General features: G+C 56.7%; 20 protein-coding genes. 13 read left to right on the plus strand and 7 right to left on the minus strand.

Features of this window, described 5'->3' with window-relative positions:
- Positions 1 to 22: 22 nt before the first annotated feature.
- On the plus strand, positions 23 to 1072 hold the full coding sequence (locus GOV91_RS12590) for a glycine betaine/L-proline ABC transporter ATP-binding protein (protein WP_171176546.1): 1050 nt from the start codon (positions 23 to 25) through the stop codon (positions 1070 to 1072).
- A gap of 10 nt (positions 1073 to 1082) precedes the next feature.
- Entirely contained in the window at positions 1083 to 2600 is a 1518-nt protein-coding gene (locus GOV91_RS12595; RefSeq protein WP_171176548.1) for a proline/glycine betaine ABC transporter permease, read from the plus strand.
- Positions 2601 to 2927: 327 nt separating this feature from the next.
- Here GOV91_RS12595 and GOV91_RS12600 read toward each other — a convergent pair whose 3' ends face one another.
- Positions 2928 to 4070, minus strand: coding sequence for an aminotransferase (locus GOV91_RS12600; protein ID WP_171235766.1), 1143 nt, complete (start codon positions 4068 to 4070; stop codon positions 2928 to 2930).
- A gap of 648 nt (positions 4071 to 4718) precedes the next feature.
- Between GOV91_RS12600 and GOV91_RS12605 the strand changes: the two genes are divergently transcribed.
- The 5 genes from GOV91_RS12605 to GOV91_RS12625 all read left to right on the plus strand — a co-directional run bounded on the left by GOV91_RS12605 (position 4719) and on the right by GOV91_RS12625 (position 9830).
- Positions 4719 to 5678 (plus strand): dihydrodipicolinate synthase family protein, encoded by a 960-nt coding sequence (locus tag GOV91_RS12605; protein WP_171235767.1) that lies wholly within the window; start codon positions 4719 to 4721, stop codon positions 5676 to 5678.
- The gene (locus tag GOV91_RS12610) at positions 5669 to 6601 is read left to right on the plus strand and encodes a proline racemase family protein (protein ID WP_171235768.1); all 933 of its coding nucleotides are present in this window, start codon (positions 5669 to 5671) and stop codon (positions 6599 to 6601) included. Before GOV91_RS12605 ends, GOV91_RS12610 begins: the two co-directional genes overlap by 10 nt.
- Positions 6602 to 6667: 66 nt before the next feature.
- Positions 6668 to 7918 carry an FAD-binding oxidoreductase gene (locus GOV91_RS12615; RefSeq protein WP_171235769.1) on the plus strand — a complete coding sequence of 417 codons (1251 nt, stop codon included), beginning with the start codon at positions 6668 to 6670 and terminating at the stop codon, positions 7916 to 7918.
- Between the two features lie 77 nt (positions 7919 to 7995).
- A complete protein-coding gene (locus GOV91_RS12620) occupies positions 7996 to 9021 on the plus strand; it encodes a proline racemase family protein (protein ID WP_171176557.1) in 1026 nt (341 codons plus the stop codon).
- Between the two features lie 128 nt (positions 9022 to 9149).
- The gene (locus GOV91_RS12625; RefSeq protein ID WP_171235770.1) at positions 9150 to 9830 is read left to right on the plus strand and encodes a GntR family transcriptional regulator; all 681 of its coding nucleotides are present in this window, start codon (positions 9150 to 9152) and stop codon (positions 9828 to 9830) included.
- Positions 9831 to 9841: 11 nt separating this feature from the next.
- Here the strand turns inward: GOV91_RS12625 and bhcD are convergent, their stop codons facing one another.
- From bhcD to bhcA, 4 genes are all read right to left on the minus strand, one after another.
- Complete coding sequence (bhcD, locus tag GOV91_RS12630) at positions 9842 to 10822, minus strand: iminosuccinate reductase BhcD (RefSeq protein WP_217352031.1); 981 nt, start codon at positions 10820 to 10822, stop codon at positions 9842 to 9844.
- 89 nt (positions 10823 to 10911) lie between these two features.
- Complete coding sequence (bhcC, locus tag GOV91_RS12635) at positions 10912 to 12075, minus strand: 3-hydroxy-D-aspartate aldolase BhcC (RefSeq protein WP_171235772.1); 1164 nt, start codon at positions 12073 to 12075, stop codon at positions 10912 to 10914.
- A gap of 12 nt (positions 12076 to 12087) precedes the next feature.
- A complete protein-coding gene (gene bhcB, locus GOV91_RS12640) occupies positions 12088 to 13062 on the minus strand; it encodes a beta-hydroxyaspartate dehydratase BhcB (RefSeq protein ID WP_171235773.1) in 975 nt (324 codons plus the stop codon).
- A 10-nt stretch (positions 13063 to 13072) separates the two neighbouring features.
- Entirely contained in the window at positions 13073 to 14263 is a 1191-nt protein-coding gene (gene bhcA / locus GOV91_RS12645; protein WP_171235774.1) for an L-aspartate--glyoxylate aminotransferase BhcA, read from the minus strand.
- A 210-nt stretch (positions 14264 to 14473) separates the two neighbouring features.
- Here bhcA and GOV91_RS12650 point away from each other — a divergent pair, with 210 nt between their 5' ends.
- Positions 14474 to 15289: an IclR family transcriptional regulator gene (locus GOV91_RS12650; RefSeq protein WP_171235775.1), complete on the plus strand. Its 816-nt coding sequence runs from the start codon at positions 14474 to 14476 to the stop codon at positions 15287 to 15289.
- A gap of 124 nt (positions 15290 to 15413) precedes the next feature.
- On the opposite strand, the gene GOV91_RS12655 is transcribed toward GOV91_RS12650, so the two are convergent.
- Positions 15414 to 16343, minus strand: coding sequence for a LysR family transcriptional regulator (locus tag GOV91_RS12655; protein ID WP_171235776.1), 930 nt, complete (start codon positions 16341 to 16343; stop codon positions 15414 to 15416).
- 60 nt (positions 16344 to 16403) lie between these two features.
- Here GOV91_RS12655 and GOV91_RS12660 point away from each other — a divergent pair, with 60 nt between their 5' ends.
- The 4 genes from GOV91_RS12660 (at position 16404) to GOV91_RS12675 (ending at position 21562) form a co-directional block, all read left to right on the plus strand.
- Complete coding sequence (locus GOV91_RS12660) at positions 16404 to 17195, plus strand: 2OG-Fe(II) oxygenase (RefSeq protein ID WP_171235777.1); 792 nt, start codon at positions 16404 to 16406, stop codon at positions 17193 to 17195.
- Positions 17192 to 18451: a Xaa-Pro peptidase family protein gene (locus tag GOV91_RS12665; RefSeq protein WP_171235778.1), complete on the plus strand. Its 1260-nt coding sequence runs from the start codon at positions 17192 to 17194 to the stop codon at positions 18449 to 18451. Before GOV91_RS12660 ends, GOV91_RS12665 begins: the two co-directional genes overlap by 4 nt.
- A 71-nt stretch (positions 18452 to 18522) precedes the next feature.
- Positions 18523 to 20319, plus strand: coding sequence for a cobalamin-dependent protein (locus GOV91_RS12670; protein ID WP_171235779.1), 1797 nt, complete (start codon positions 18523 to 18525; stop codon positions 20317 to 20319).
- Between the two features lie 136 nt (positions 20320 to 20455).
- A complete protein-coding gene (locus GOV91_RS12675) occupies positions 20456 to 21562 on the plus strand; it encodes a Hint domain-containing protein (protein WP_171235780.1) in 1107 nt (368 codons plus the stop codon).
- An 11-nt stretch (positions 21563 to 21573) separates the two neighbouring features.
- Here the strand turns inward: GOV91_RS12675 and GOV91_RS12680 are convergent, their stop codons facing one another.
- Positions 21574 to 22500 (minus strand): LysR family transcriptional regulator, encoded by a 927-nt coding sequence (locus tag GOV91_RS12680; protein ID WP_171176579.1) that lies wholly within the window; start codon positions 22498 to 22500, stop codon positions 21574 to 21576.
- 106 nt (positions 22501 to 22606) lie between these two features.
- Between GOV91_RS12680 and GOV91_RS12685 the strand changes: the two genes are divergently transcribed.
- On the plus strand, positions 22607 to 23983 hold the full coding sequence (locus GOV91_RS12685) for an aminotransferase (RefSeq protein ID WP_171235781.1): 1377 nt from the start codon (positions 22607 to 22609) through the stop codon (positions 23981 to 23983).
- Positions 23984 to 24089 lie beyond the last annotated feature (106 nt).

Below are 24089 nucleotides of genomic sequence, written 5' to 3' on the forward strand. Positions count from 1 at the left end.
AATCTACAGCGGTGAGGCCAATATGACAGCGGATATTGCAATCGACGCAAAAGGCGTGTGGAAAGTGTTTGGTGCACGCTCGCAGGAGGCGTTAAACGCCATCCACAGCGAAGGGCTGAGCAAGGCCGAGGTACTGGAGCGCTTCAACTGCGTTGTCGGCGTGGCCGATGCCAGCTTCGAGATCGAGCGGGGTGAGCTGTTCTGCGTCATGGGCCTGTCGGGCTCGGGCAAATCGACCCTTGTGCGCCATGTGAACCGCCTTCTGGAACCCACTGACGGCCATATCTATCTGGATGGCGAAGACGTGATGGGCTTGAATGACGAGGGCCTGCGCGATCTGCGCAACCGGCGCGTCGCGATGGTGTTTCAGAACTTTGGCCTAATGCCTCACCGCACTGTCCGCGACAATGTGGCGATGCCGCTGGAAATCCGGGGCACCGGCAAGGCCCGTCGCTGGGAAGAGGCGGACCGGGTGCTCGAACTGGTCGAGTTGAACGGCTGGGAAGATAAATACGCGCACGAGCTTTCGGGCGGGATGCAGCAACGCGTGGGTCTGGCCCGCGCCATCGCTGCAGACCCGGAAATCCTGTTGATGGACGAACCGTTTTCGGCCCTTGATCCGCTGATCCGAAAGCAGTTGCAGGATCAGTTCATGGAGCTCAGCCATAAGCTCAACAAGACCACGATGTTCATCACTCATGACCTTGACGAAGCGATCCGCATCGGACACCGCATCGCGATTATGAAGGACGGGCGCATCGTTCAGATCGGCACGCCAGAAGAGATTATCTTAAACCCAGCTGACGACTATGTAGCGGACTTTGTGGCGGGGATTTCCAAGCTCAACATGATCTTCGCCCATGCGGTGATGAAACCTGTGGACGAGTTCGAGGCGCATCACGGCGAAATTCCCAACGACGCCAAAGAAGCGCATCCAGACATGGACCTTTCCGATCTGATGAACCTATGTGTCGACGGCCACGGCGTTGTGGCCGTAACGCAGGATGGCAAGACCGTGGGCGTAATCAACCGTGCGGGTCTGATCCGCGCGATTCAGGACAGTCAGGCATAAGGGGACCGATATGAAACATGTTGATGTGCAACAGATCCAACCGGAAACCGCCGACCGTCTGAACGCTCTGATCGGCGATTTTGTAGGGCAGGGGCAGTCCTATTACCAAAAGACATTTGCCTATATGATGCAGGCCCCCGGTTATCGTTTCACGCTGAACAAAGCGGCAGCGATTCTGGGTCCTATCTGGTTTGGGGCACGCGGCCTTTGGTCGTGGTTTCTGGGGTTCTTGGTGCTGGAAACGCTGGCATTTATCCAGATCGGGCTTGGACTTTTTGGCGATCTCGGACGGGACTTCCGCGAGCGCGCGCAACAGATCGAGCAGACGCTGGAACTGCGCCGCCAGCAGATTGCTGCGGCAGAACAATCCGGCTCGGCCTCGCTGGACTCCCTGAAACGGGCATCGGAATCTCTTGAAGGGGCTCTTGCGAATGCGCAGGAGGCGGCACGCACGGCGGATTCGACCGGTATAACTTACTTGATTATCGGGGTCGTCCTTCTGTTGGCCGTCAAGTTTCTTGCCGCGTCGTTAGCCAACTGGACATTGGAGGGGCAATTTGCACGATGGCGTTCTGATCCCAGCGTGGCGCATGGTTGGTCTGGTACACGTTTGATTGTTGCCACGGCACTGACCGCTGTGGTTGTGATTTTGTCGATGATCAAATTTGCCCAGCCGGACGCGTTGGCTGTGCTCAAGACCTTCCCGACCAATCGCGACTGGCGTTTGAACGTGGGTGACGGGGTGCAGGCGGTGTTCGAATGGACCAAAACCGCCGGGCGCGGCTTTTTCGATGGACTGACCTATGGAATGCGCACCCTTCTGGATTGGATCGAGGTTGTACTGGTTGATACCCCCTGGCCGGTGGTCGCGCTGGTGATCATCATGCTGGCGTACCTGTCAGCCGGTCCCCGGGTCGCCATCTTTACCGGTGCTGCACTTGCCTATCTGGGTCTGTTGGATTTTTGGGAAAAAGCGATGACCACGATTGCCCTGCTGGGCGCGGCGGCGCTGATCTCGATTACCCTGGGAATTCCATTGGGCATTTATTGCGCTCGTCGCCCACGTGCCTTTGCCATCGTTCGTCCCATTCTGGATTTCATGCAGTCGATGCCATCCTTCGTTTATCTGATCCCAGTTGTGGCCTTCATCGGATCGGGCAAGCCCGCGGGCGTTGTTGCAACCATGATCTTCGGTAGCCCACCGGTTATCCGCTTTACAGTGCTGGGTCTTCAGCAGGTCCCAGAAACTGTTCGAGAAGCAGCGCTGGCGTTTGGCGCAACGCCTCGCTACCTGCTTTGGCGTGTGGATTTGCCGCTGGCCCACAAAACGATCATGGCTGGTGTTAACCAAACCATTCTGATGTCACTTGCCATGGTTGTCGTTGCTTCCCTGATCGGGGCAAAGGGCTTGGGCGAAGACGTATTGGAAGCCTTGCAATACGCGGCGGCGGGACAGGGTATTCTTGCTGGCCTTGCAATCTTGTTCTGTGCGCTGATCTTGGATCGCATTGTTGCGGGTAAACGGTAACGCTGAGCTTGAGGGCGGGCTTTGTGCAACCGGGCCGATGGGCTTGTTGCTTAAGCATTTGGCTCGTTACAACCCGAGTAACGTGTCTAGGCGATCGAAACAGTTGCATCGCCTGGACACCAGCAGGAATGCGAAATGGGCCGAAAATGATCGGCTTGGCGATGCAACAACGGCTAATGAGCGAGTTGCGCTAAGACCACGTTGCCGCCAGCTTTTCTCTATCGCTCCGGGGAATTCCGTCGGCAAAAGCGCCAGGAAGTCCGAAAGCTGAATGCGTCGGGGCGTACTATCCAGGGGTCGCCGAACAGCCAGCCATGCCAAGCGCCGTCAGTGCCCTGCATCTTTCGCCGTGCTGTGGCGCGCCAAAAAGCCTGAGAACTTTTCCAGCCCTGCTTTAAGATCCGCCGTCGGATTGGAGTAGCCAAGCCGCAGCCAGCCCTCCATATCCATCGCGCTGCCAGGTGTCAGCATCACGCCTTCTTCTTCTAAAAGCGTAACACACAAGTCGCGTGAAGACATCGGCAGGTCGTACTTGAGTAGCGCGGTGGTACCTGATTTTGGCGGTACCCAACTCAGCAATGGTTCGTTTGCGATCCAATTTTCTACGATACGCAGGTTCTCACGGGTGATCCGTCGGGCACGGGCCAGAATCTTGTCACGGTTCTCAAGCGCCATGGCCGCGAGCAATTCGTCAACCTTCCCAACCGAGATAGTGTTGTAGTCGCGATGGATCATCACGTCATGCAGCATCTCTTTCGGTCCCGCGATCCAACCGACCCGCAACCCTGCCAACGAATACGCCTTGGACATACCCGCCGTGCTGATCCCTCTTTCATAAAGATCGGCTATGGCGGCCGTAAATCCATCACCCTTCTGATCGGTGCCGCGATACACCTCGTCGCATAAGAGCCACGCACCGACGCTGCGCGCTATTTCGACAATCTGTTCCAGCATGGTGCGGTCCATCAAAGCGCCGGTCGGGTTGTTCGGATTATTGATTGCAATCAACCGCGTGTCATGCCGAACCATAGCGCGCAGCTTGTCGAGATCGGGCAGAAACGCGTTTTCCGGTGTCAGGTGCAAGAGTTCGATATCAGCGCCGATGCTTTCAGGGATCGAGTAATGTTGCTGATAGGTTGGGATCACCGAAATCACATGATCACTGCGCGAAACCAATGTTTGATGTACCAGTGAATTGGCCCCGATTGTTCCATGGGTCGTCAGAATATTGTCGCGGGTCTGATTTTCATACAGACTGCAGATAGCGTCACGCAAACGATGAGATCCTTCGATTGCGCCATATGTCATCTTTAGGGCCGACAGATCATTCAGAATATGATTATGCTGGCCAACCATCTCAAACAGCTCACCTAGTGTGATAGACTCCACACAGGTTTCTGCCAGGTTGAGATCGCACTTGGTTTCGAACTCATTCATCCACATCTCAACGCCGAAAGGCCTGATTTCCATCGGTCTCTCCTTCAATGTCAATTCATCCGAAGCCGCGTTTTGGATGGCGCGCTCCACAAAAGGTATCTTTGGGACCAATCCGACAAAGCCGAAAGAACACAGGCTTTTGCCAGGTGGATTGTCTTAGGTACCGGTTTGCGGTGTTGTCTCATTATTTGCCTGATGCTGTCCATGTCGCGTTACGGAGTTCACCGACAAAAAAAGCCTGTTGCAGATGGGCGGCATTTTTTCCAGTCCGTCGGAACTGACTATTCGGGTGCACGGGGCGCTGGTTGCAGAACTTAATGGGCAGCCATGGGCTTAATTACAATGACTGCCCCAAGCCTGTTCACGAAACGCAACGTGCTTACCTGTGCTGATTTCCAGGATGTGGCTTCCTTCGGTCAAACAGAACTGGATTTTGGATACAAAATCCGATACAGCATCACTGCCAGATGATTCAGGAGGACTGCGTTTGAAACCCTGCGTCTATAGTGACCCAAGACTTGTGTCACAAATTCCGAGCCTTCGGGCATATTCGAAAGGGGTCGCATTTTACATTTCGCTTGAGCCAATGAAACCCACGGGAAATTTCTCAGCCACCTGTAAACACCAAGCATACACGCGCAAAGCGCTCACACCCCTACAACCTTGAGGAACGTTATCTTCATGTCTCAAAACATCTTCACTGGTACCATGCCCGCCCTAATGACCCCGTGCAAAACGGATCGAACACCGGATTTCGATAGCCTCGTTAAAAAGGGTAAGGAAATGATTGCGGCAGGCATGTCTGCCGTGGTGTATTGCGGCTCAATGGGTGACTGGCCCTTGCTGTCGGATGTTGAACGGATGGAAGGCGTGGAACGTTTGGTCGACGCCGGTCTGCCGGTGGTTGTCGGCACAGGCGCGATCAACTCGAAATCCGCCGTGGCACTGGCAGCGCACGCGCAAAAGGTGGGCGCGGCGGGGCTTATGGTTATCCCCCGCGTACTGTCACGTGGGTCCTCTGTCGCGGCACAGCGCAATCATTTCAAGGCCATACTGTCCGCAGCACCCGACGTTCCGGCCATCATTTACAACAGCCCGGTCTATGGATTTGCCACAAGGGTCGATCTGTTTTTTGCCCTGCGGGCCGAACATCCTAACCTAGTAGGGTTCAAGGAATTCGGTGGCAAGGATGACCTGCGCTATGCGGCAGAGCATATCACCTCGCAAGACGATCAGGTCACGCTGATGGTGGGTGTAGACACTGAAGTCTATCACGGCTTTGTAAATTGCGGGGCCACCGGCTCGATCACCGGGATTGGAACGGCGCTGCCGAAAGAGGCCTTGCTGTTGGCCGCCTTGTGCCAGAAAGCAGCGGCCGGTCATGCCGACGCCCGTCAGCGTGCGCGCGAGTTGGAAGAAGCCTTTGGTGTGTTGGCCAGCTTTGACGAGGGCACTGATCTGGTGCTGTATTACAAACATCTGCTGGTTCTAAACGGGGAAGAGGAATACCGCCTGCATTTTGTTGAAACCGATGAATTGTCGGATGCGCAGCGCAATTATTGCGAACAGCAATACAACCTTTTCCGCACCTGGTTTGCCGACTGGTCAAGCCAGGGTGGGGTGATTGCTGAATGCATGTGATCGACAGCCACACCGGTGGGATGCCCACACGGGTGATTTTGGATGGTGGCCCTGATCTGGGATCGGGGCCGCTGGCCGAGCGTGCCCGTCTGTTGGCCACCGAGCATGAGGCGTTCTATAAATCGGTTCTGCTGGAGCCACGCGGACAACCCGGAATGGTGGGCGCGCTTCTGGTGCCCCCCGAAGACCCGAACTGTGAAACCGGTGTGATCTATTTCGATGCCGACGCGGTTTTAGGCATGTGCGGACATGGCACCATCGGACTGGGGGTGACGCTGGCGCATCTGGGTCGGATTGCGCCGGGCACGCTCAGGATCGAAACTCCGGCGGGTCTGATCTCGGTCGAACTGCTGGACGCCAATACTGTACGCGTCACCAATATTGAAAGCCGCCGAGTTCGGGCGTCGGTTTCGATTGAAGTTGAAGGCCACGGGCAGGTGACGGGTGATCTGGCTTATGGCGGAAACTGGTTCTTTATTGTCGACCCCAGCCCGATTGCGGTTGAGACCGGCAACATCCGCGCCCTGACGGATCTGACCATTGCCATCCGCGAAGCCTGTATCGCGCAGGGTGTGACCGGCGAGAACGGAGAAGACGTGGATCACGTGATCTTGCAGGGCAAATCCCAATCGCAAGGTATTCACAGCCGCAACTTTGTGCTGTGCCCGGACGATGAATACGACCGGTCCCCATGCGGCACGGGCAGTTCGGCGCGTCTGGCCTGTTTGGCTGCTGATGGGGTGCTGGCTCCGGGGGAGGAGATCATACAGGAAAGTGTGATCGGCACCCCCTACCGGCTGAGCTATCAGCCCGGTCCTAACGGTGGAGTCATCCCAACCCTGACGGGGCAGGCCCATGTCATGGCTGAGGGTAAATTGATCTTCGCGCGCAACGATCCGTTCTGCGCTGGGATCTACCTGTGACATAAAAACCGGGGACCGGTGTAATTCGGTCCCCGGACATGAAGCAAGATTTGAGAACATCTGGCCATGCAGCAAGACACAAAAGCGGATATTGTTGTAATCGGCGCGGGTATCGTCGGAATCAGCGCTGCGCTGGAGCTGCAAAAGCGCGGCAAGCAGGTTCTGGTGCTGGACCGCGAAGGTATCGGGGCAGGGGCGTCGAAAGGCAATGCCGGGGCGTTTGCCTTTACAGATATCGTGCCGCTTGCCACGCCCGGGATCATGCGCAAAGCGCCGAAATGGCTGCTCGATCCTTTGGGTCCGCTGTCGGTGCCGCCCGCTTATGCATTGAATATCGCACCCTGGATGCTGAGGTTCTGGCGAGCCAGTTGTCGGGACCACTACGCCGCGTCGCTGTCGGCGCAAGCTGCGCTGATGGACTATTGCCGGGCGGCGCTGGAGCGTCAGATCAAAGACGTGGATGGCGAGGCGCTGATGCAGCGCGATGGTCAGTTGCAGCTGTTCGAAGGCGAAGCCGAGTTCCGTGCCAGCTTGCCCACTTGGGACTTGCGCCGGGACCATGGCATTCCCTTTGATCTGTTGGACAGTCTGGATGCAATTGCCGAGATTCAGCCCGGTCTTGATCATCGGTTTACCCATGCAGGTTTTACGCCCACCTGGATGAACACGGTCGATCCGGCCCTTTGGACCAGCCATCTGGCGGCGAAGTTCACCGCGAGAGGAGGTCGTGTTGAGATTGCAGGTGTCACTTCTCTGACGCCAACCGAAGCGGGGGTTCGCCTGACAACTGCCAGCGGTGAAGTTTCAGCCAATCAGGTGATCGTGGCGGCAGGGGCGTGGTCACATCAATTGGCCAAGACGCTAGGGGATCACATTCCTCTTGAGACAGAGCGCGGGTATAATACCACCCTGCCCAAAGGAGCCTTTGACCTGCGTACGCATCTAACGTTTGGCGGGCACGGATTTGTTGTGACACGGATAAACGACGGTGTGCGTGTCGGCGGTGCGGTCGAACTCGGAGGGTTGAAACTCGCCCCGAATTACAAACGCGCCGACACGTTGCTGGCCAAAGCCGGACGGTTCCTGCCCAAGCTCAACTTGGAAGGGGGCAAGCAATGGATGGGTTTTCGTCCGTCTCTGCCTGACAGCCTGCCGGTTATCGACCGCACGGCGCGGGCACCGCAGGTCCTTTATGCTTTCGGCCATGGCCATCTGGGGCTTACACAGTCCGCAGGCACGGCTGAACTGATTGCAGATCTGGCCATTGATAGGAAACTGGCGCTTGATGTGACGCCTTATGCATCCACACGGTTTTGACCCGGAAGATGGGCGATTGCCGTCAAATCGAATTCGAGGCGCCGAGCGCCTGTCGCATACCATGACTGAGGAACCAAATGCGTAGCAGCAAAACGATACATGTGATCTCGGCTCATGCTGAAGGCGAAGTGGGGGATGTGATTGTTGGGGGCGTCAGCCCGCCACCCGGCGACACGGTTTGGGCGCAACGCAGTTTCATTGCGCAGGACCAAACCCTGCGCAACTTTGTGCTGAACGAACCGCGGGGTGGTGTGTTCCGCCATGTCAATCTGCTGGTGCCCCCGAAACATCCAGAAGCTGACGCTGCGTGGATCATCATGGAACCCGAAGACACACCACCCATGTCCGGATCGAACTCGATCTGTGTCTCGACTGTGTTGCTGGATGGCGGGATCATCCCGATGCAGGAACCCGAAACGCACATGGTGCTTGAGGCCCCGGGTGGATTGGTCCGGGTGCGGGCGGAATGCAGCAACGGCAAGGCGCAGCGCATTTTCGTGCAGAACCTGCCCAGTTTCGCCGACAAACTGTCGGTCCCGCTTGAGGTGCCGGGGATGGGCACGATCATCGTGGATACAGCCTATGGCGGCGACAGTTTCGCAGTTGTCGACGCAAAGGCGCTGGGATTTGAAATCGCTGAGCACGAAGCCCGCGATATCGCCCGGTTGGGCGTAAAGATCACCAATGCCGCAAATGAACAGCTTGGGTTTTCGCATCCCGAGAACCCGGATTGGGACCATATCTCGTTCTGCGCCTTTTGCGGCCCGCTCAGTGAAATCGAAACGGGCCTCTCCGGAAAGTCTGCGGTGGCGATCCAGCCGGGTAAGGTTGACCGCTCGCCCACGGGAACAGCGGTGTCGGCGCGGATGGCGCTGATGGCGGCGAAAGGGCTGATGAAGCCTGGTCAGAGTTTCGAAGCGGTCTCGATCATCGGGTCGCGCTTCACCGGGCGGATCGTCGGCACGGCGCAGGTTGGGGATCGCGCGGCGATCATACCAGAGATCAGCGGGCGCGGTTGGATCACTGGTATTCATCAGCACATGCTTGATCCCGACGACCCGTGGCCAGGCGGGTATCGTTTGTCGGATACCTGGGGTGTTTGAATGCGCAATCTCCGATCCCGTATCCGTTCACGCGGATTCGTCCCGCCGATGCCAGTTCTTTGGTTCGGCTTGGAGAGGCTGCAAAAAATGGGTACCCCTATCTGAAATACTGCAGGGCAAAATCTGAAATGGCAGGTAAACGCGCAATCACCAAGCAGAGCTTACCGGAGGTTATTGCAAATGACCTGCGTGAACGCATCCTGAGCGGTGAGCTCTCCGAGGGTGAAACGATCCGGCAAGAAGCTCTGGCCGAAGAATATGATGTTTCACGGATGCCGATCCGTGAAGCGCTTAAACGTCTGAATGCCGAAGGTCTGGTGCAATGGGCCAACAACCGAGGCGGTTCAGTCACCAAGCATTCCCTCAGTGAAATAGGCGAGATTTTCGATTTGCGCATCCTGATCGAAGTGGATCTGTTTCGCCGTGCCATTCCGAATATGACATCCGCTGATTTCGCGCGGTGCGATGAGATTTTGACCCAGATGGAAGCGTCTTATGACGAAAACGACGTGGGTAAGTGGGGCATTTTGAATTACAAATACCATTCGGCGCTTTACGCCGCCTCGCAACGTAAACTGACCAATGAATTGTTGGACCGCATCAATCTTCAATCTGACCGTTATGTTCGTATGCATCTGAGTGTGATGAAACAGCGTGAACCGGCAAAGAAGGACCACCGCGACCTGCTGCAGTTGGCGCAAGAAGGCAAAACTGATGAAGCCTGCGATGTTTTGGTCCGCCACATACGGCGAACCAAAGAACAACTTTTGGACATGATCGCCTCGAAACGCGCGGCTGAAGAGGCGTAATCGGGCCTATTTCAAAGTACCACGCGTGTTACGTTTCCTGTCTCTTCCGCCATCCGAGCTGCGACATTGGCGACGGCGAGGTCTTGTAGTCCGACGCCAGTGCCATCGAAAAGGGTGACTTCGTTTTCGAAAGTTCTTCCGGGATGATCATTGTTGATGACCGCACCTATGGAGGTGATCCGGTCTTCGGCAAGAGTGCCGTCCTTAATAGCGTGCTGGGCCTCGCCGATGGTGATGGACTGTGCGACCTCGTCGGTGAAGACTGTGGCGGCTGCGACCAGCGCGGCGTCGACCTCTTGTTTGCCTTTGGTGTCGGTGCCCATGCAGGCTAGGTGGGTGCCGGGTTTGATCCAGTCTTTCATCAGCAGTGGCTCGAAGGCCGAGGTGATGGTGATGATGACATCCGCCTGTGCACCCAGGTCCTCTGGGCTGACGGCCTCGAACTCCAGACCCAGCTCGGTTGCGACCGCGCCCAGGCGGGGCAGCATCTCGGGGTGTGGGTTCCAGGCGACGACTTTTTCAAAGTCGCGCTGCTCGGCGGCGGCGCGCAGCTGGAAGGTCGACTGGTGGCCTGCGCCGACCATGCCCAGCACCTTGGCATCCTTGCGCGCCAGATGGGCAATCGACACGGCCGAGGATGCAGCGGTGCGCACGGCGGTCAGGTAATTGCCGCCGACCAGTGCCGAGAGCCGCCCGGTATCGGGGTCGAACAGGAAGACGGTGGACTGGTGATTGGTCAAGCCCTTGTCCATGTTGCCGGGCCAGTAGCCGCCGGATTTGACACCCAGCACCTGACCGGCTCGGTCAAAGCCGGATTTGAAGCCATAAAGCGCATCAGCATATCCGATTGCCTCACGAATGACGGGGAAGTTATAGGCGTCGCCACGCGCCATGGCGGCAAAGACGTCCTGAACCGCGTCGAAGGCCTCGCGGCGTCCGACCAGTTGCTGGCAGAGGTCTTCTCCAACGATCAGCAGGGGTTTGTCTGTCATATCTTTCATGACCTTTTCCTTGAGCTTTGGGGTGCAGGTCCGGGCGGCAAGGGAAGGGATAACTGCCGCCCGGGACGCATGTGCGGCGGCTAGTAAGCCTTGCCGCGCGCGGAGACCGGCCAAAGCGCTTCAACTTTGCCGTTCCGAACACCCACATACCAATCATGCACATTGGCGGTCGGGTCACAGTGACCGGGCACCAGATGAAGCTTGTCATTGACCTTGAGAACACCGTCGGGGTCGGCGACCACGCCGTGCTCGTCCGAGCATTTGACATATTCCACATCCGTGCGCCCGAAGATCACCGGCAGGCCGCTGTCCACGGATTGGGCCTTGAGGCCCGCGTCCACGATGGCCTTGTCGGCCTTGGCATGGCTCATGACGCTGGTGAGGATGAAGAAGGCGTTCTCCCACTCTCCCCGGTCGATGCGGTTGCCGTTTTCATCAAGGATGCGGCCATAATCGGCGTCCATGAAGGCGTAAGAGCCGCATTGCAGTTCATTGTACACGCCCGAGGTACTTTCGAAGTAATACGACCCGGTGCCGCCGCCGCCGACGATGTCACAGTCCAGCCCTTGGGCCTTCAACCCGTCCACGGCGTCTTTGACTTGCGCCACGGCGATGTCGATCTTGGCTTTGCGATCCTCATACAGATCCATGTGCTGCATCGCGCCCTGATAGGCCTGGATACCGGCAAACTTCAGCCCCGGGGCCGCGTCGATGGCCTTGGCGATGGCGATGACCTCGGGCGTGGTGGTCACGCCGCAGCGACCCGCGCCGCAGTCGATCTCGACCAGACATTCGATCTGGGTGCCGTGGCGCTCAGCCGCTTCGGACAGATCGCTGACATTGTCGATGTCATCCACACAGCAGATCGTGCGCGCACCCAGCTTGGGCATCCGCGCCAGCCGATCAATCTTGGCCGGGTCACGCACCTGGTTGGAGACCAGAACATCCTTGATACCTCCACGGGCAAACACCTCGGCCTCCGAGACCTTTTGGCAGCAAATGCCACAGGCGCCGCCCAGTTCGACCTGCAGCTGCGCCACGTCGACGGATTTGTGCATCTTGCCATGCACCCGGTGGCGCATGCCGTGGGCCTTGGCGTAATCGCCCATCTTCTGGATGTTGCGTTCCAGCGCGTCCAGATCCAGCACCAGTGCCGGGGTCTGGATCTCGGATGCGTCCATGCCGATGGCGGCGGGAATGTCGTAGCCGACTTCGAGTTGCTCGATGTTTACAGGCATATTCATCTCTCTTCCTCCTCAGCCCAAGGTCCAGGGCAGTTTGTCCAGATCCACATTGCCGCCGGTGATGATCACGCCGACGCGTTTGTCTTTGAAGGCTTCGGGGTGCTTCAGAATGGTGGCCAGCGGCACGGCGCAGCTGGGCTCCATCACGATGCGCAGGTATTTCCAGGTGATCTTCATCGCCGCGATGATCTCGTCCTCGCTGGCGGTGTGGATGTCGCGCACGAAGTTCGACACAAAGTGCCAGGTGTTTTCTTTCAGCGGCACTTTCAGACCGTCGGCGATGGTGACTGGCGCGTCATCGGCGATGATGTGACCGGCCTTGAAGCTGCGATAGGCATCGTCGGCCCGTTCCGGTTCTGAGGCATAGATCTGAACCTCGGGCGCCAGGTTCGACAAGGTCAGGCAGGTGCCCGAAATCATGCCGCCGCCGCCAATGGGGGCAACCACCGCGTCCAGCCCCTCGGTCTGTTCCAGCAATTCCGCCGAGCAGGTCGCTTGCCCCGCAATCACGCGCGGGTCGTTGTAGGGGTGCACAAATTCACCACCCGTACGAGCCTGCACTTCGGCAAACACTGCCTCGCGCGATGTGGTCGAAGGCTCGCATTCGGTGATGATCCCGCCATAACGGCGCACCGCGTCCTTCTTGGCCTGCGGTGCCGTGCGCGGCATCACCACGTTGCAGGGAATGCCCCGGCGGCCCGCCGCATAAGACAGGCTGAGCGCATGGTTGCCGGAAGAATGCGTGCAGACGCCGCGCTCGGCGGCCTCGTCATTCAGGCCAAAGACCGCATTGCAGGCCCCGCGCACTTTGAAAGCGCCCGCCTCCTGGAAGTTCTCGCACTTGAAGAACAGCTGCGCGCCGGTCAGATCGTCCAGATACTCCGACCGCAACACGGGGGTGCGGTTGATATGGGGTTTGATCCGCTCATGCGCCTCGCGCATATCGGCGATGGTCAGGCAATCGGCTGTGGTCATTGCATCCAACATCAGAGCCTCCTTACGCTGCAGATTGCATGGGTGTGGCACGGCCCGTGCGGAAGTATTCCTGCGCTGCGGCCACACCGCGGCCCAGCTCGATCGGATAGTCCAGATCGGCCATGGCCATTTCGATCGTGGCCAGACCGGACAGAACCATCACGTCCGTCAGGCTGCCCAGATGGCCGATGCGGAAGGCCTTGCCGTTCATCTCGCCCAACCCGATGCCAAAGCTGACACCATATGCGTTGAAGGCGTGATCCGTCAGCGCATTGCTGTCGAACCCGTCGGGCACATAGATCGCGCTGACGGTGTCCGAGTAGAGATCCGGCGACTGCGCCACCAGCTCCAGACCCCAGGCCGAAGTGGCCTTGCGCACGCCTTCGGCCAGGCGGAAGTGGCGGGCATAGACATTGTCCAAGCCTTCCTCGAACAGCATCTTCAGGCTTTCGCGCATGCCATAGATCATCTGCAGCGGCGGGGTGTAAGGAAAGCCGCCCGATGCGTTGGCATTCATCATGTCGCGGAAGTCAAAGAAGGTACGCGGCAGCTGTGCCGTCTCCATTGCCGCCAGCGCCTTGGGGCTGACACACAAGATCGCCATACCGGTGGCCAGCATGAAGCCCTTCTGCGAGCCCGAGACCGCGATATCAACGCCCCAGTCGTCAAACGCGAAGGGCATCGAGGCCAACGAGCTGACGCAATCCACAAACAGCATCGCCGGATGAGTGCTGGCATCCATCGCCCTACGTACCGGTGCAATATCCGAACGTACGCCAGTCGCCGTCTCATTATGGGTGACCAAAACCGCCTTGATCTCATGGGCCTTGTCGGCCTCCAGAGCCTTGGCAAACTTGTCTGCCGGCGCACCGCTGCCCCACGCGCATTCGATGATCCGCACATCCAGCCCGTGACGCTGACACAGGTCGATCCAGCGATGGCTGAACATGCCATAGCGCGCAACCAGAACCGTATCACCGGGGCTAAGCGTGTTGGTGACGGCTGCTTCCCATCCCCCCGTCCCGCTGGCCGGGAAGGTGATGATCTGACCGCTTGTCGTACCAAATACCCGCTTGGTGTCTTCCAACACAGGGGCAAACGTTTCAACAAAATCGGGCGCACGATGGTCCTGTGTCTGAACCTGCATCGCAAGACGCAGACGATCGGGGATATTTGTGGGCCCCGGGATGAATACTGGGTTTTGTTGAGACATGGCTTGCCCCTCCTCTTTGGTAATATGATGTTACCAATGCTTGGGGTTTGCAATTTTCTCGAAAAAGTTTTTCATATAGCGAAAAAACTACTTAGCACATTGAAACACATGGGTAAGATCGTTTTTCACTTTGGAAAGGAAATTTTTCAAATTTGAAAAAATCCGCAGCGAAGCCTAAAAGTAACCTGTGGACCACATAGGAAAATCCCCATGGAGAATCACAAAAAGCCGCGCGGCAGGCCCAAGTCACTGTTCAAGGAAAGTTCGGCCGGAACACTGCAATCCCTCGACCGGGCTTTGGAGACATTGACAACCCTGGCGACGCTGGAACGCTGCACGCTGAGCGACCTCAGCCGTGAGACGGGCGTGCCAACGGCTACGACGCATCGCATACTGACGACGCTGTCCAACCGCGGCTATGTCAGTTTTGATGAGCAACGCCAGGAATGGATGATCGGGATCGAGGCGTATCGGACCGGTGCGTCTTATCTGAACCGCAACAGCGTGGTTGAGATTGGTCGACCTATCCTGCGCAGGCTTATGCGCGACTCGGGTGAGACGGCGAACATGGCAATGCCAGATGGAAGCTATGTGGTATTCGTCAATCAGATCGAAACCAGCAATCCGATCAGGGCCTTTTTTCCGCCCGGCGCGCGGACGCCGATGTACGCGTCGGGGACCGGAAAGGCATTGCTGGCCGAGCTTAGCCAGGATGCCTTGGGCAGGCTGACATCGGACCTTACGTTTGAGCCTTACACAGATCGCACGCATAGATCAGCGGTTTCGCTGTTTGAAGATCTAACGCTGATCCGACAACGCGGTTGGTCCTTCGATGATGAGGAGCGTTACGACGGTATGTCCTGCACCGGAGCGGCAATTCAAAACCAGTTTGGCGTCGCATGTGCGGGTATTTCCGTGTCGGGCCCAACTGCGCGGATCAACAAAGCGAACGCTGCTTACTTTGGCGAAATGGTCCTTGAGGCGGCGCACGAAATTACATTGGCAATCGGTGGTCAGCCGCGCTGAGCAGCCTCTGCCTTTGTGCGCTATGAACGTGACATTCGAAACAAATACTCAGGGACTTGCCCTGGGCAAAGACCATCATCTAAGCGATCAAGCGTTGATTAACTAACGGTGTGCCGGTGCTCGCTCATGCCCAATTCAGTGCCAGATACGCGCTGAACTGACGGACGGCAGAGGTATCGAAACGCGCATGCGGGATCACGCAAACATAGTCCTTTTTCATTTTCAAGGCATGTTTCGACGGGATAACGAGTAGCCTCGATGCAAGGTCCGTTTTGGCAAGGACGGAAGGCACCAACGCGATACCGGCCCCCCGCTTGGCTGTTGCGATGGCGAAGGTCAAATCGTTGATCGTCAAACCCGCATCAGAAAACGGCGTTGCATCAGACTCGACCTGGCGCCTCCAATCCGACCAAAGTGGCTCGCTTGCATAGTTTGAGCCCCATTTGTTGTGGATGAATTTGTTGTCCGGGACATTTGTCAGTGCTTCATCCATGTTTGGATATGCTTCACAGAACCAGGGGGCGCAGACCGGTATCGCAACATCTGAAAACAGGCGAGTTTCCCGGTAACCCGGATAAAGCGCCGTGCCATAGGTCAGACGTATGTCGATGGCTTCACGTTCAAAGTCGATCGGGTCTTCTTGAACGCGAACATCCAGCGATATTCCGGTTTTTTCGGTAAACGTGATGGCTTTGGGCAGAAACCACAACTCAGCCAATGCCGGCAGCACGCTGACAACCAACTGCCGGGTTGACGTATCGCTGCGTACGATCCGAGCGGCTTCAGACATTTCCTCAAAGGCGCGGGCGAGTTTGGGGTACATCATTTCACCCGCATCCGTCAGCGAAATCCGGTTGCCTTTGCGGACAAACAGTTTTTTGCCGAGATGATCCTCAAGGGTTTTGATCTGTAAACTGATTGCGGCCGAGCTGACGCTCAGTTCTTTCCCAGCCAATACGAAACTGCCACATCGGGCTGCGGCTTCAAAGGCGCGCAACGCGGTCAGAGGCGGAAGAGTGCGCCCATAGCCCATAGTAAAACTTATGATACCCAATAATTTTCCTGGTTGCTTTTGTCATAAACTGAACTTCAATGAAGTAAAGGAGGACGCGCCATGAAGCACTTGCTGGATCTTGAAAAATACCCTTTGCACAGACCTGACAGCCGGGAATACGAGAAACTGGTGAAAAAGTGTCGGGCAGACCTGGCATCTGACGGCATGTTCAACCTGCCAGGATTTTTTAAGCCTGGCATCGCACAGCAAGCTGCAGATGCGGCGAAACCCGCGTTGGACACAGTCTCATTCAGGCATGCGCGCAAACACAACGTCTACTTCAAAGATGATATGCCCGGCATCGACGATGCGCATCCGGCGATGGTCAAATCGAAAACTGTCAACCACACGCTGTGCGCCGATCAGCTAGAGGGCAACCCGGTGATCGATGTATACGAATGGCAACCCTTCGCCGACTTTCTGGCTGCAACAATGGGCAAAGAAAAGCTGTATCAGATGGATGACCCCATGGCGCGTGTGAACGTGCAGGCAACACGGGATGGCGAAGGGTTGAACTGGCATTTCGACCGCTCGGAATTCACGACGACGATCTTGTTGCAGGCCCCTGAGGTGGGCGGTGAGCTTGAGTATCGCAAAGACCTGCGCACGCCGGATGACCAAAACTATGAAGGTGTTGTCGCTGTTCTGGCCGGGAAGGACCCGGAAGTAAAACGGATCATGCCGTTGCCCGGCGCGCTTAATGTGTTCCGTGGGGTGAATACACCGCACCGTGTTGTACCTGTTCAAGGCGACACCGAACGCGTGATCGCGATTTTCTCGTTTTATGAGACCCCTGGCGTTTATTTTTCCGCCGAAGAACAAATTGGTTTCTATGGGCGTTCCGTGTCATGACTCAGGTGCGCCCTGCCTTCAAGGATGAGCGCAAGCTAACCTACCTGAACCGCGACGGTGCGGATAAGCCGCTGATCAGCCCAGTCCCACAGGCCACTCTGGATGCGGCCCGTGCCTATCGATTGGCCCGATTGCGACAGCAGATGGCACAGCATGATGTGGCAGGTCTGTTGCTCTATGATCCGATTAATATCCGCTATGCGGTCGACAGCTCGAACATGCAGATTTGGACGGGCCACAATCCGGTTCGTTATGCGATGATCCTGGCGGGCGGCCCAGCAATCCTGTGGGAGTTCAAGGGCTGTGAACACCTGAACAATGGTTTGCCCGGTATCGACGAAATTCGAACCGCCGTGTCATGGATGTTCATGACAAAGGGCGACAAAGCCCCTGTTGGCGTTGAAGGTTGGGCTGATGAAATAGCTGACGTAATCCGCCAACATGGTGGTGGCAATCGCCGCTTTGCTGCAGACAGGCTGGACGGCCCGGGACTTCACGCGCTTCAAAAGCGCGGTCTAACTTTCGTGGAAGGGGGTGAATTGACGGAGCGCGCGCGCTCGATCAAGTCCCCTGACGAAATCGAACTGATGCGTTGGACCATTCGCGTCTGCGAAGCTGGGATGGCACGTATCTACGAACATTCAGTTCCCGGCGTAACCGAACGCGAGCTATGGGCCCATCTTCATTTTGAGAATGCACGTTCGGGCGGAGATTGGCTTGAAACCAAGCTTTTGACCTGCGGTCCTAATACAAACCCTTGGTACAAAGAATGTTCGGACCGGGTATGCCGATTGGGTGAAATGATATCGTTTGATACAGATATGATTGGCCCGTACGGTTACTGCGCGGACCTCAGCCGCAGTTGGACCTGTGGTTATACCCCGATGACGGATACCCAGCGGCGGATCTATGCGACGGCTCTCGATCAGATCTACCATAACCTGGATGTGTTGAAGCCGGGGATGACATTTGCCGAGTTTAACGAAAGAAGCTGGCGCATTCCTGAACGGCATGTTGACTATCGATATTCGCTGGCGGTCCATGGCGTGGGCATGGCAGATGAATGGCCTGTCATCCCGTTGCATGTCGATTTCGATGAGACCGCCATGTCGGGAGTAATCGAGCCGGGAATGGTCGTCTGCGTCGAAAGTCTTGTTGGGGAGGAGGGGTCGGAAAGTGTCAAACTGGAAACTCAGGTGCTGGTAACCGAAACAGGGATTGAACGGTTGGACAGTTTCCCTTGGGAGAGTATCTAGGTGCCTTCGTCACCGGAAATCGCTGGGGTTAATAGACTTGCCTGCTGCACTGAATTGGCCATTGTGGCGAAATGGACGATCGAAACCTCAGAATTGACAGAGCGGCGCTTCTGCCAGAGCAGGACCTGATCAGCGGCCCAGAGCTGTTGAGCTGTGGTAAAAAAATGGTGTCGGACTGGCGTGTCGGCAGCAGTGCTTTCCAGGTCGCGACCGGGTACAAGAACGAGATTGACTACAAGAAGTCCATGATCCGGTCCGGGCAGGTTATGCAGCATGCGCATCTTGGATTTCGGGACGTGTCCCACAGTATTGATGCCATCCGAAGGGTGTATGATACCTGCGCCCAGCGCGGTGCACGGGTTGATCGCTTTGGTATGTGTCTGGATTGGTCGATGGGGTTTCCGAGACATCAAAGAACCGAAATCGTGCGTGGAACAGGTGTTATCCTAAAGGACGCGGACGCGTTTGCGCGTCTGACACAAGCCAGCCCCGCGGCGATGCATTTCGGTGATTTCATGCTGGGGTTTCCGGCAGCTTTGGAAAACACATGCGCTGCACTTGCGGCTGGGGCCACAACGATCGGCAATCTGGGGCAGCATTTCACGTTTCGTCTGCCGGGCTACCAAGACGATATAGAGACCACAAAAGCCACCGTTAAGGCGCTTGGCCTGATTGCCGCGCAACCTGTTCCTGTATTGGTGCACTCAAATCTGGATGACGGATACGCCGCAGTATTCGAGGACCTGACCTCGGTCTTGGGTCAGGCTTTGCTTGAGAAGCACATTGTAAACGGGCTGATCGGAGCGCCTTATGCTGTTTGCTATGGCCATCATTTTACCGAACCCCTGACGCGTCTGGCATTTCAACGCGCCTTGGCGCAGATCAGCGATGGGGTTCCGGGGTCGCAGATCTATGGCGCAACGGTGCTTTACAAAGGATCGCGTGCCGAAAACTATGCAGGGCTGTCCTCGTATCTTTTGTCCGATATTGTGGCGCAGCGGTTGCGACCAAGCGGGCACGCGCTGAACCCGGTTCCAGTAAGCGAGAATGAGCGCATCCCCGACGTGACCGAGATTTGCGACGCACAATGTCATTTGAGCAGGTTGACCGAGCTGGCAGAGGGGTATCTGCCCCTGTTTGACATGACCGAGATTGATCGGATCAGCGATATGCTGCTACGCGAAAGTCAGCGTTTTGCAGATCGGGTTCTTGCGGGATTGTCAAAAGGTGGCATCAATACAGACGATCCCTTTGAGATGCTGCTGGCCCTGCGTCGCATCGGTGGGCGCGCTTTGGAGCAAGCCTTTGGCGGAGGTGAAGAAAAGCCAGATGCGCCGCGTCGCAGAACTCCCATTGTAAGCGCTACAACATATCGCGAACTAGAAGAAGCCGCCGCGCGTTTCATGTCCTCTGAAGCCGGTCGGGCAGTGGCCCATTTGGCCAAGTCTTCTGCCCGTATTCTGACTGCAACCACAGATGTGCACGAGCATGGGAAGATGCTTTTGGATCTCGTGTTCGGCAAAGCAGGATTTGTTGTCATAGATGGTGGCGTTTCAAGCGACCCGGATCACATTGTGGCCTTGGTCAAACAAAACGCGGCCGATGCCATTGCACTTAGCACGTATAATGGCGTGGCGTTGCGGTACTCAAAAACACTGTTGCAAAAGTTGGAAGAGGCCGGGTTGGATGTGCCGGTTCTGATCGGCGGTCGGTTGAACGAGATACCAGAAGGCACGAATACAAGCCTGCCTGTGGATGTGACCGATCAGCTGACCGAGATCGGGGTCATTGCCTGCACTAATCTGGAGGCTGCCGCTGAGGCGCTGGAGAATGTGCTTGCCCGCAGCATACCAGACCGTGGATTGTAACTCTTTTCACGTAGCGCTGCTTTGGGCGAAATGTCCGTCAATAGCGAATCCGTCAATGTTTATCTGTTGTGCCTGTTTGCAAGAAGCCGACAATCCTTTAGCCTGAAAAAGCGTTCCGCAAGTGAGCTGAGGGGACATGGCTGACTATATCGTACACGCTTTGGCTGCCAGCCAGGTCTCGATCACTGGAGGTGAAAGCCTGAGCGGTATCACCCAGGGTGATGGGTCAAACCTTGTCGGTCAATTTATAACGATCGGCAATGGCCCGCTGACGGATCTAAACGTGTCAGACGCCGGATCGGACTCCGATTTTGACGACAATGACGGGAACCAGCGCTTAAACGGTGCTCAGAGCTTTGATGGTACGACCTATGCCGATGGGACGCGTATCGAGGCTGAATACAGCATCACGCTGCGTGACAACAGCACCGGGCAAACCTATCAGGTTCTTGGTGTCAACATTAACAATTCCTCACCTTCGTTTGGCACAACCGAAGGGCTGGCCTTTGTTGGCAGTTTCCCACCGCGCGGAGTTCCACTGGAGGTTATCTCATCCGCAGAAGGGCCAGGGTCTTCGGGACAGCCGCCTGTCGATGAGAGTAGTCTGGTACCTTGTTTCACCGGGTCAACATTGATTTCAACGACGACCGGGCCAGAGCGGGTCGAACAGATTACACTGTCGGATCTGGTCCTTACACGTCAACATGGCCCTCAGCCTGTGCGATGGATCGGCAGACGGCGGGTCGCTGAATCAGAGCTTCATGCCAACCCAAAGCTATACCCGGTTCGAATTCTTTCCGGGTCTCTGGGAAACGGATTTCCGCAGAGGGATCTGTTGATATCGCGGCAGCATCGAATGCTTGTCCGCTCGTCCATTGCCGAACGCATGTTTGGCGTCCCAGAGGTTCTTGTCCCGGCTATCAAATTGACAAGCCTTCCTGGGGTTTACGTGGACAAGACTGTCCAGGAAGTCGAATACTTCCACCTGCTGTTTGACCGGCACGAGATCATCTTTGCTGAAGGCGCGCCGTCAGAGAGCCTGTTTACCGGGCCCGAAGCGCTCAAGGCGATTAGCGCTGAGGCGCGAGAAGAGATTTTCGTGCTGTTCCCAGAACTGAAACAAACGGATGTGTTGCCAGAGCCTGCCGGGTTCATCCCGACGGGCAAACAGCAACGGAAACTCATTGACCGTCATGTCAAGAACGAGAAACCCCTTGTGTCATTAGCTGACATCGCACTTTAGACCTATTGCGGTCAGGTTATGTGAAACCCACAGTCAGGCAGGCTGCACCATTCCGACAACAACTTGGCGATTTGTAAAATCGGATCACCATCTTCCATATCCTCTGACCTTAATACTGCGTGCCACGGCACGGAAATACCGTCCCGAGTAACCTGAGCGCCAACGATGCGGCCTTCCTTGAGCGCTGACTGAAGCGCCCAGTTCGAAAGCACACTGGTACCCAGATCCGAGGCAACCAACTCGACAATCGCTTCGGGCAATTCGACAGTTGCAGCCCATTTCGGGTAGCTGTCCGTCGGGCGGAACAACAGCGCGAATTCGCGGTCAGGCTCTGGGATCTTGGTATAGGTGATAAATGGCTCACCTACGATATCAGACCCTTCCACATATGGGTGATCCGCCAGACGATGTGACGGTGGCATGATGTAAAGCAAAGGGTCGTCAAACAGTTTGATGCTGCTGAGCCCGGCTTGCGAGACCGTGCCAGAGGTAATCGCGATGTCCAGATGCCGGTTTAGTAGCCCGCTCAGCGGGTCGCTGCGCGCGCCAGCCATGATTTGGATATCAATCCCGTCGGTGCGCGCCTTCATGAACTTGATGAACGAGGGCAGCCAGCGATAGTTGCTGTAGGCTTCAACCGACAGGCGTACGACATGTTGTACGTTGGCATTCATGCGCCGCACGTCCTCTTCCGCGCGGCTCAGATCGGTCAGGATGCGCTCGGCCACGATTGCCATGTAGTCGGCAGCGGGCGTCCGGCGCAGTTTCTTGTGCATTCGGGTGAACAGGGGCACATCCAGTCTGCGCTCGGCCTCTCGCAGGCGATGCGACAGGGCCGAAGGTGTCACGCCCAGCTTTTTGGCGGCATCAGTGATCCGGCCAGTTTCATTGATGGCTTGGATCAATTGCAGGTGGCGCAGATCGAGGAGAGGTTTCATGTGTTTTTAGCCTGAAAAACATTCACAAAAACCAAAAAACTTCGAAATTGAAATTCAGTCAATAACAAGGTGAAGTCCCGGCAGGTTTTCTTTTGGAGCATCCCCCATGAACGTTGACGCCCGACGCGCGATCGAACAGGACAGGGCGCATCACGTCCATCCGCAGTCTAATTTGCGTCAGCATGCCGAGAATGGCCCGACCATGATCACCCATGGTAAGGGTGTCTTCATCTACGACAGCGAAGGGCATGAGATCATCGACGGGTTTTCCGGGCTGGGTTGCGTCTCGTTGGGTTACCATAACGAGCGCCTGTCCAACGCGGCCAAACGCCAGATGGATGTTCTGCCTTTTGCGCCCACCTTCTACAACCGTTCGCACCCACGTGTTGCGGAATTGGGTGAGCGCCTGATTGGCATGGCTCCGGTCGACATGGACCGGGTGATGTTCCAGTGTTCGGGGTCCGAGGCGAATGACACCGCAATCAAACTGTTGTGGTACACCAACACCGCCAAAGGCGAGCCCAATCGCCGCAAGATCATTGGCCGCGCGCGCGGCTATCATGGCAATACGATAGCCACCGTGTCCTTGTCGGGCCAACCGCATATGCATGCCAAATTCGGCCTGCCGCTGCCCGAGTTCAAGCACACCGAATTGCCAAACTACTACCGCTTCCACATCGACGGTGAGAGCGAAGAAGAGTTCTCGGCCAGAATGGCGGCCAAGTTTCAAGAGCTGATTTTAGCGGAAGGCCCTGAAACCGTGGCGGCATTCTTTGCCGAACCGGCCATCTCAGGCGGTGGTGCACTGATGCCGCCCGAAGGCTATTGGCGAGAAATGCAGGCGGTTCTGCGTAAATACGACATCAAGTTCCTGGCCGACGAGGTCGTTTGCGGCTTTGGTCGCACCGGCAATATGTGGGGCTCGCAGACCTGGGGGTTAGAGCCTGACATGATCTCGTGTGCCAAAGCGCTGTCGGCGGCGTTTTTCCCGATCTCGGCGCTGATGTTCAAGGATGAGATGTACGCCGACATGATGAAGAACTCGGATGAGGTTGGCACGTTCGGTCATGGCTACACATATGCCGGACACCCGGTAGGTGCTGCCGTAGGGCTTGAGGCGTTGGATATATACGACGAGATGGATCTGGTCGGCCATGTCCGCAGGGTCTCGACCCGGTTCCTGGAAAAATGCCACGCTATGGCGGATCACCCGCTTGTGGCCGAGGTGCGGGGTGTTGGCCTGTTCTGCGGTTTCGAACTGATGAAGGATGCCAAAACCCGCGAACCTTTCGATCCCTCTTGGAAAGTGGGCGAACTTGTGCAGAACTTTGCCCATGATTGGGGTCTGTACTTGCGGGCGATTGGCGACCGGATGAGCTTTATGCCGCCGCTGATCATCAATGAGGATGAGATTGATGTTGCGACTGAACGGTTCAAGGGCGCGTTGGACGACGCGTGGGCCGTGGTCCGCACCAAGATCTGATTTGCTTTAGGGTCAGATCCAAGCTCTCACCCGGTCGCTGCGCCGCTGAACCCCCTCCAGGCGGCGCGACTTATTCTGAAATACCTCTAGCCTACCAAGGAGAACA

The organism is Ruegeria sp. HKCCA6837 (assembly GCF_013034475.1).
GTDB lineage: Bacteria > Pseudomonadota > Alphaproteobacteria > Rhodobacterales > Rhodobacteraceae > Ruegeria.

Coding starts and splice junctions, on each gene's coding strand:
- bhcD (WP_217352031.1), bottom strand. CDS start 10,822: ATGACAGACAAACCCCTGCTGATCGTTGGAGAAGACCTCTGCCAGCAA.
- GOV91_RS12605 (WP_171235767.1), top strand. CDS start 4,719: ATGTCTCAAAACATCTTCACTGGTACCATGCCCGCCCTAATGACCCCG.
- GOV91_RS12625 (WP_171235770.1), top strand. CDS start 9,150: ATGGCAGGTAAACGCGCAATCACCAAGCAGAGCTTACCGGAGGTTATT.
- GOV91_RS12650 (WP_171235775.1), top strand. CDS start 14,474: ATGGAGAATCACAAAAAGCCGCGCGGCAGGCCCAAGTCACTGTTCAAG.
- GOV91_RS12595 (WP_171176548.1), top strand. CDS start 1,083: ATGAAACATGTTGATGTGCAACAGATCCAACCGGAAACCGCCGACCGT.
- GOV91_RS12675 (WP_171235780.1), top strand. CDS start 20,456: ATGGCTGACTATATCGTACACGCTTTGGCTGCCAGCCAGGTCTCGATC.
- GOV91_RS12685 (WP_171235781.1), top strand. CDS start 22,607: ATGAACGTTGACGCCCGACGCGCGATCGAACAGGACAGGGCGCATCAC.
- GOV91_RS12615 (WP_171235769.1), top strand. CDS start 6,668: ATGCAGCAAGACACAAAAGCGGATATTGTTGTAATCGGCGCGGGTATC.
- bhcC (WP_171235772.1), bottom strand. CDS start 12,075: ATGAATATGCCTGTAAACATCGAGCAACTCGAAGTCGGCTACGACATT.
- GOV91_RS12660 (WP_171235777.1), top strand. CDS start 16,404: ATGAAGCACTTGCTGGATCTTGAAAAATACCCTTTGCACAGACCTGAC.
- bhcB (WP_171235773.1), bottom strand. CDS start 13,062: ATGTTGGATGCAATGACCACAGCCGATTGCCTGACCATCGCCGATATG.
- GOV91_RS12620 (WP_171176557.1), top strand. CDS start 7,996: ATGCGTAGCAGCAAAACGATACATGTGATCTCGGCTCATGCTGAAGGC.
- GOV91_RS12610 (WP_171235768.1), top strand. CDS start 5,669: ATGCATGTGATCGACAGCCACACCGGTGGGATGCCCACACGGGTGATT.
- GOV91_RS12680 (WP_171176579.1), bottom strand. CDS start 22,500: ATGAAACCTCTCCTCGATCTGCGCCACCTGCAATTGATCCAAGCCATC.
- bhcA (WP_171235774.1), bottom strand. CDS start 14,263: ATGTCTCAACAAAACCCAGTATTCATCCCGGGGCCCACAAATATCCCC.
- GOV91_RS12590 (WP_171176546.1), top strand. CDS start 23: ATGACAGCGGATATTGCAATCGACGCAAAAGGCGTGTGGAAAGTGTTT.
- GOV91_RS12670 (WP_171235779.1), top strand. CDS start 18,523: ATGGACGATCGAAACCTCAGAATTGACAGAGCGGCGCTTCTGCCAGAG.
- GOV91_RS12665 (WP_171235778.1), top strand. CDS start 17,192: ATGACTCAGGTGCGCCCTGCCTTCAAGGATGAGCGCAAGCTAACCTAC.
- GOV91_RS12600 (WP_171235766.1), bottom strand. CDS start 4,070: ATGGAAATCAGGCCTTTCGGCGTTGAGATGTGGATGAATGAGTTCGAA.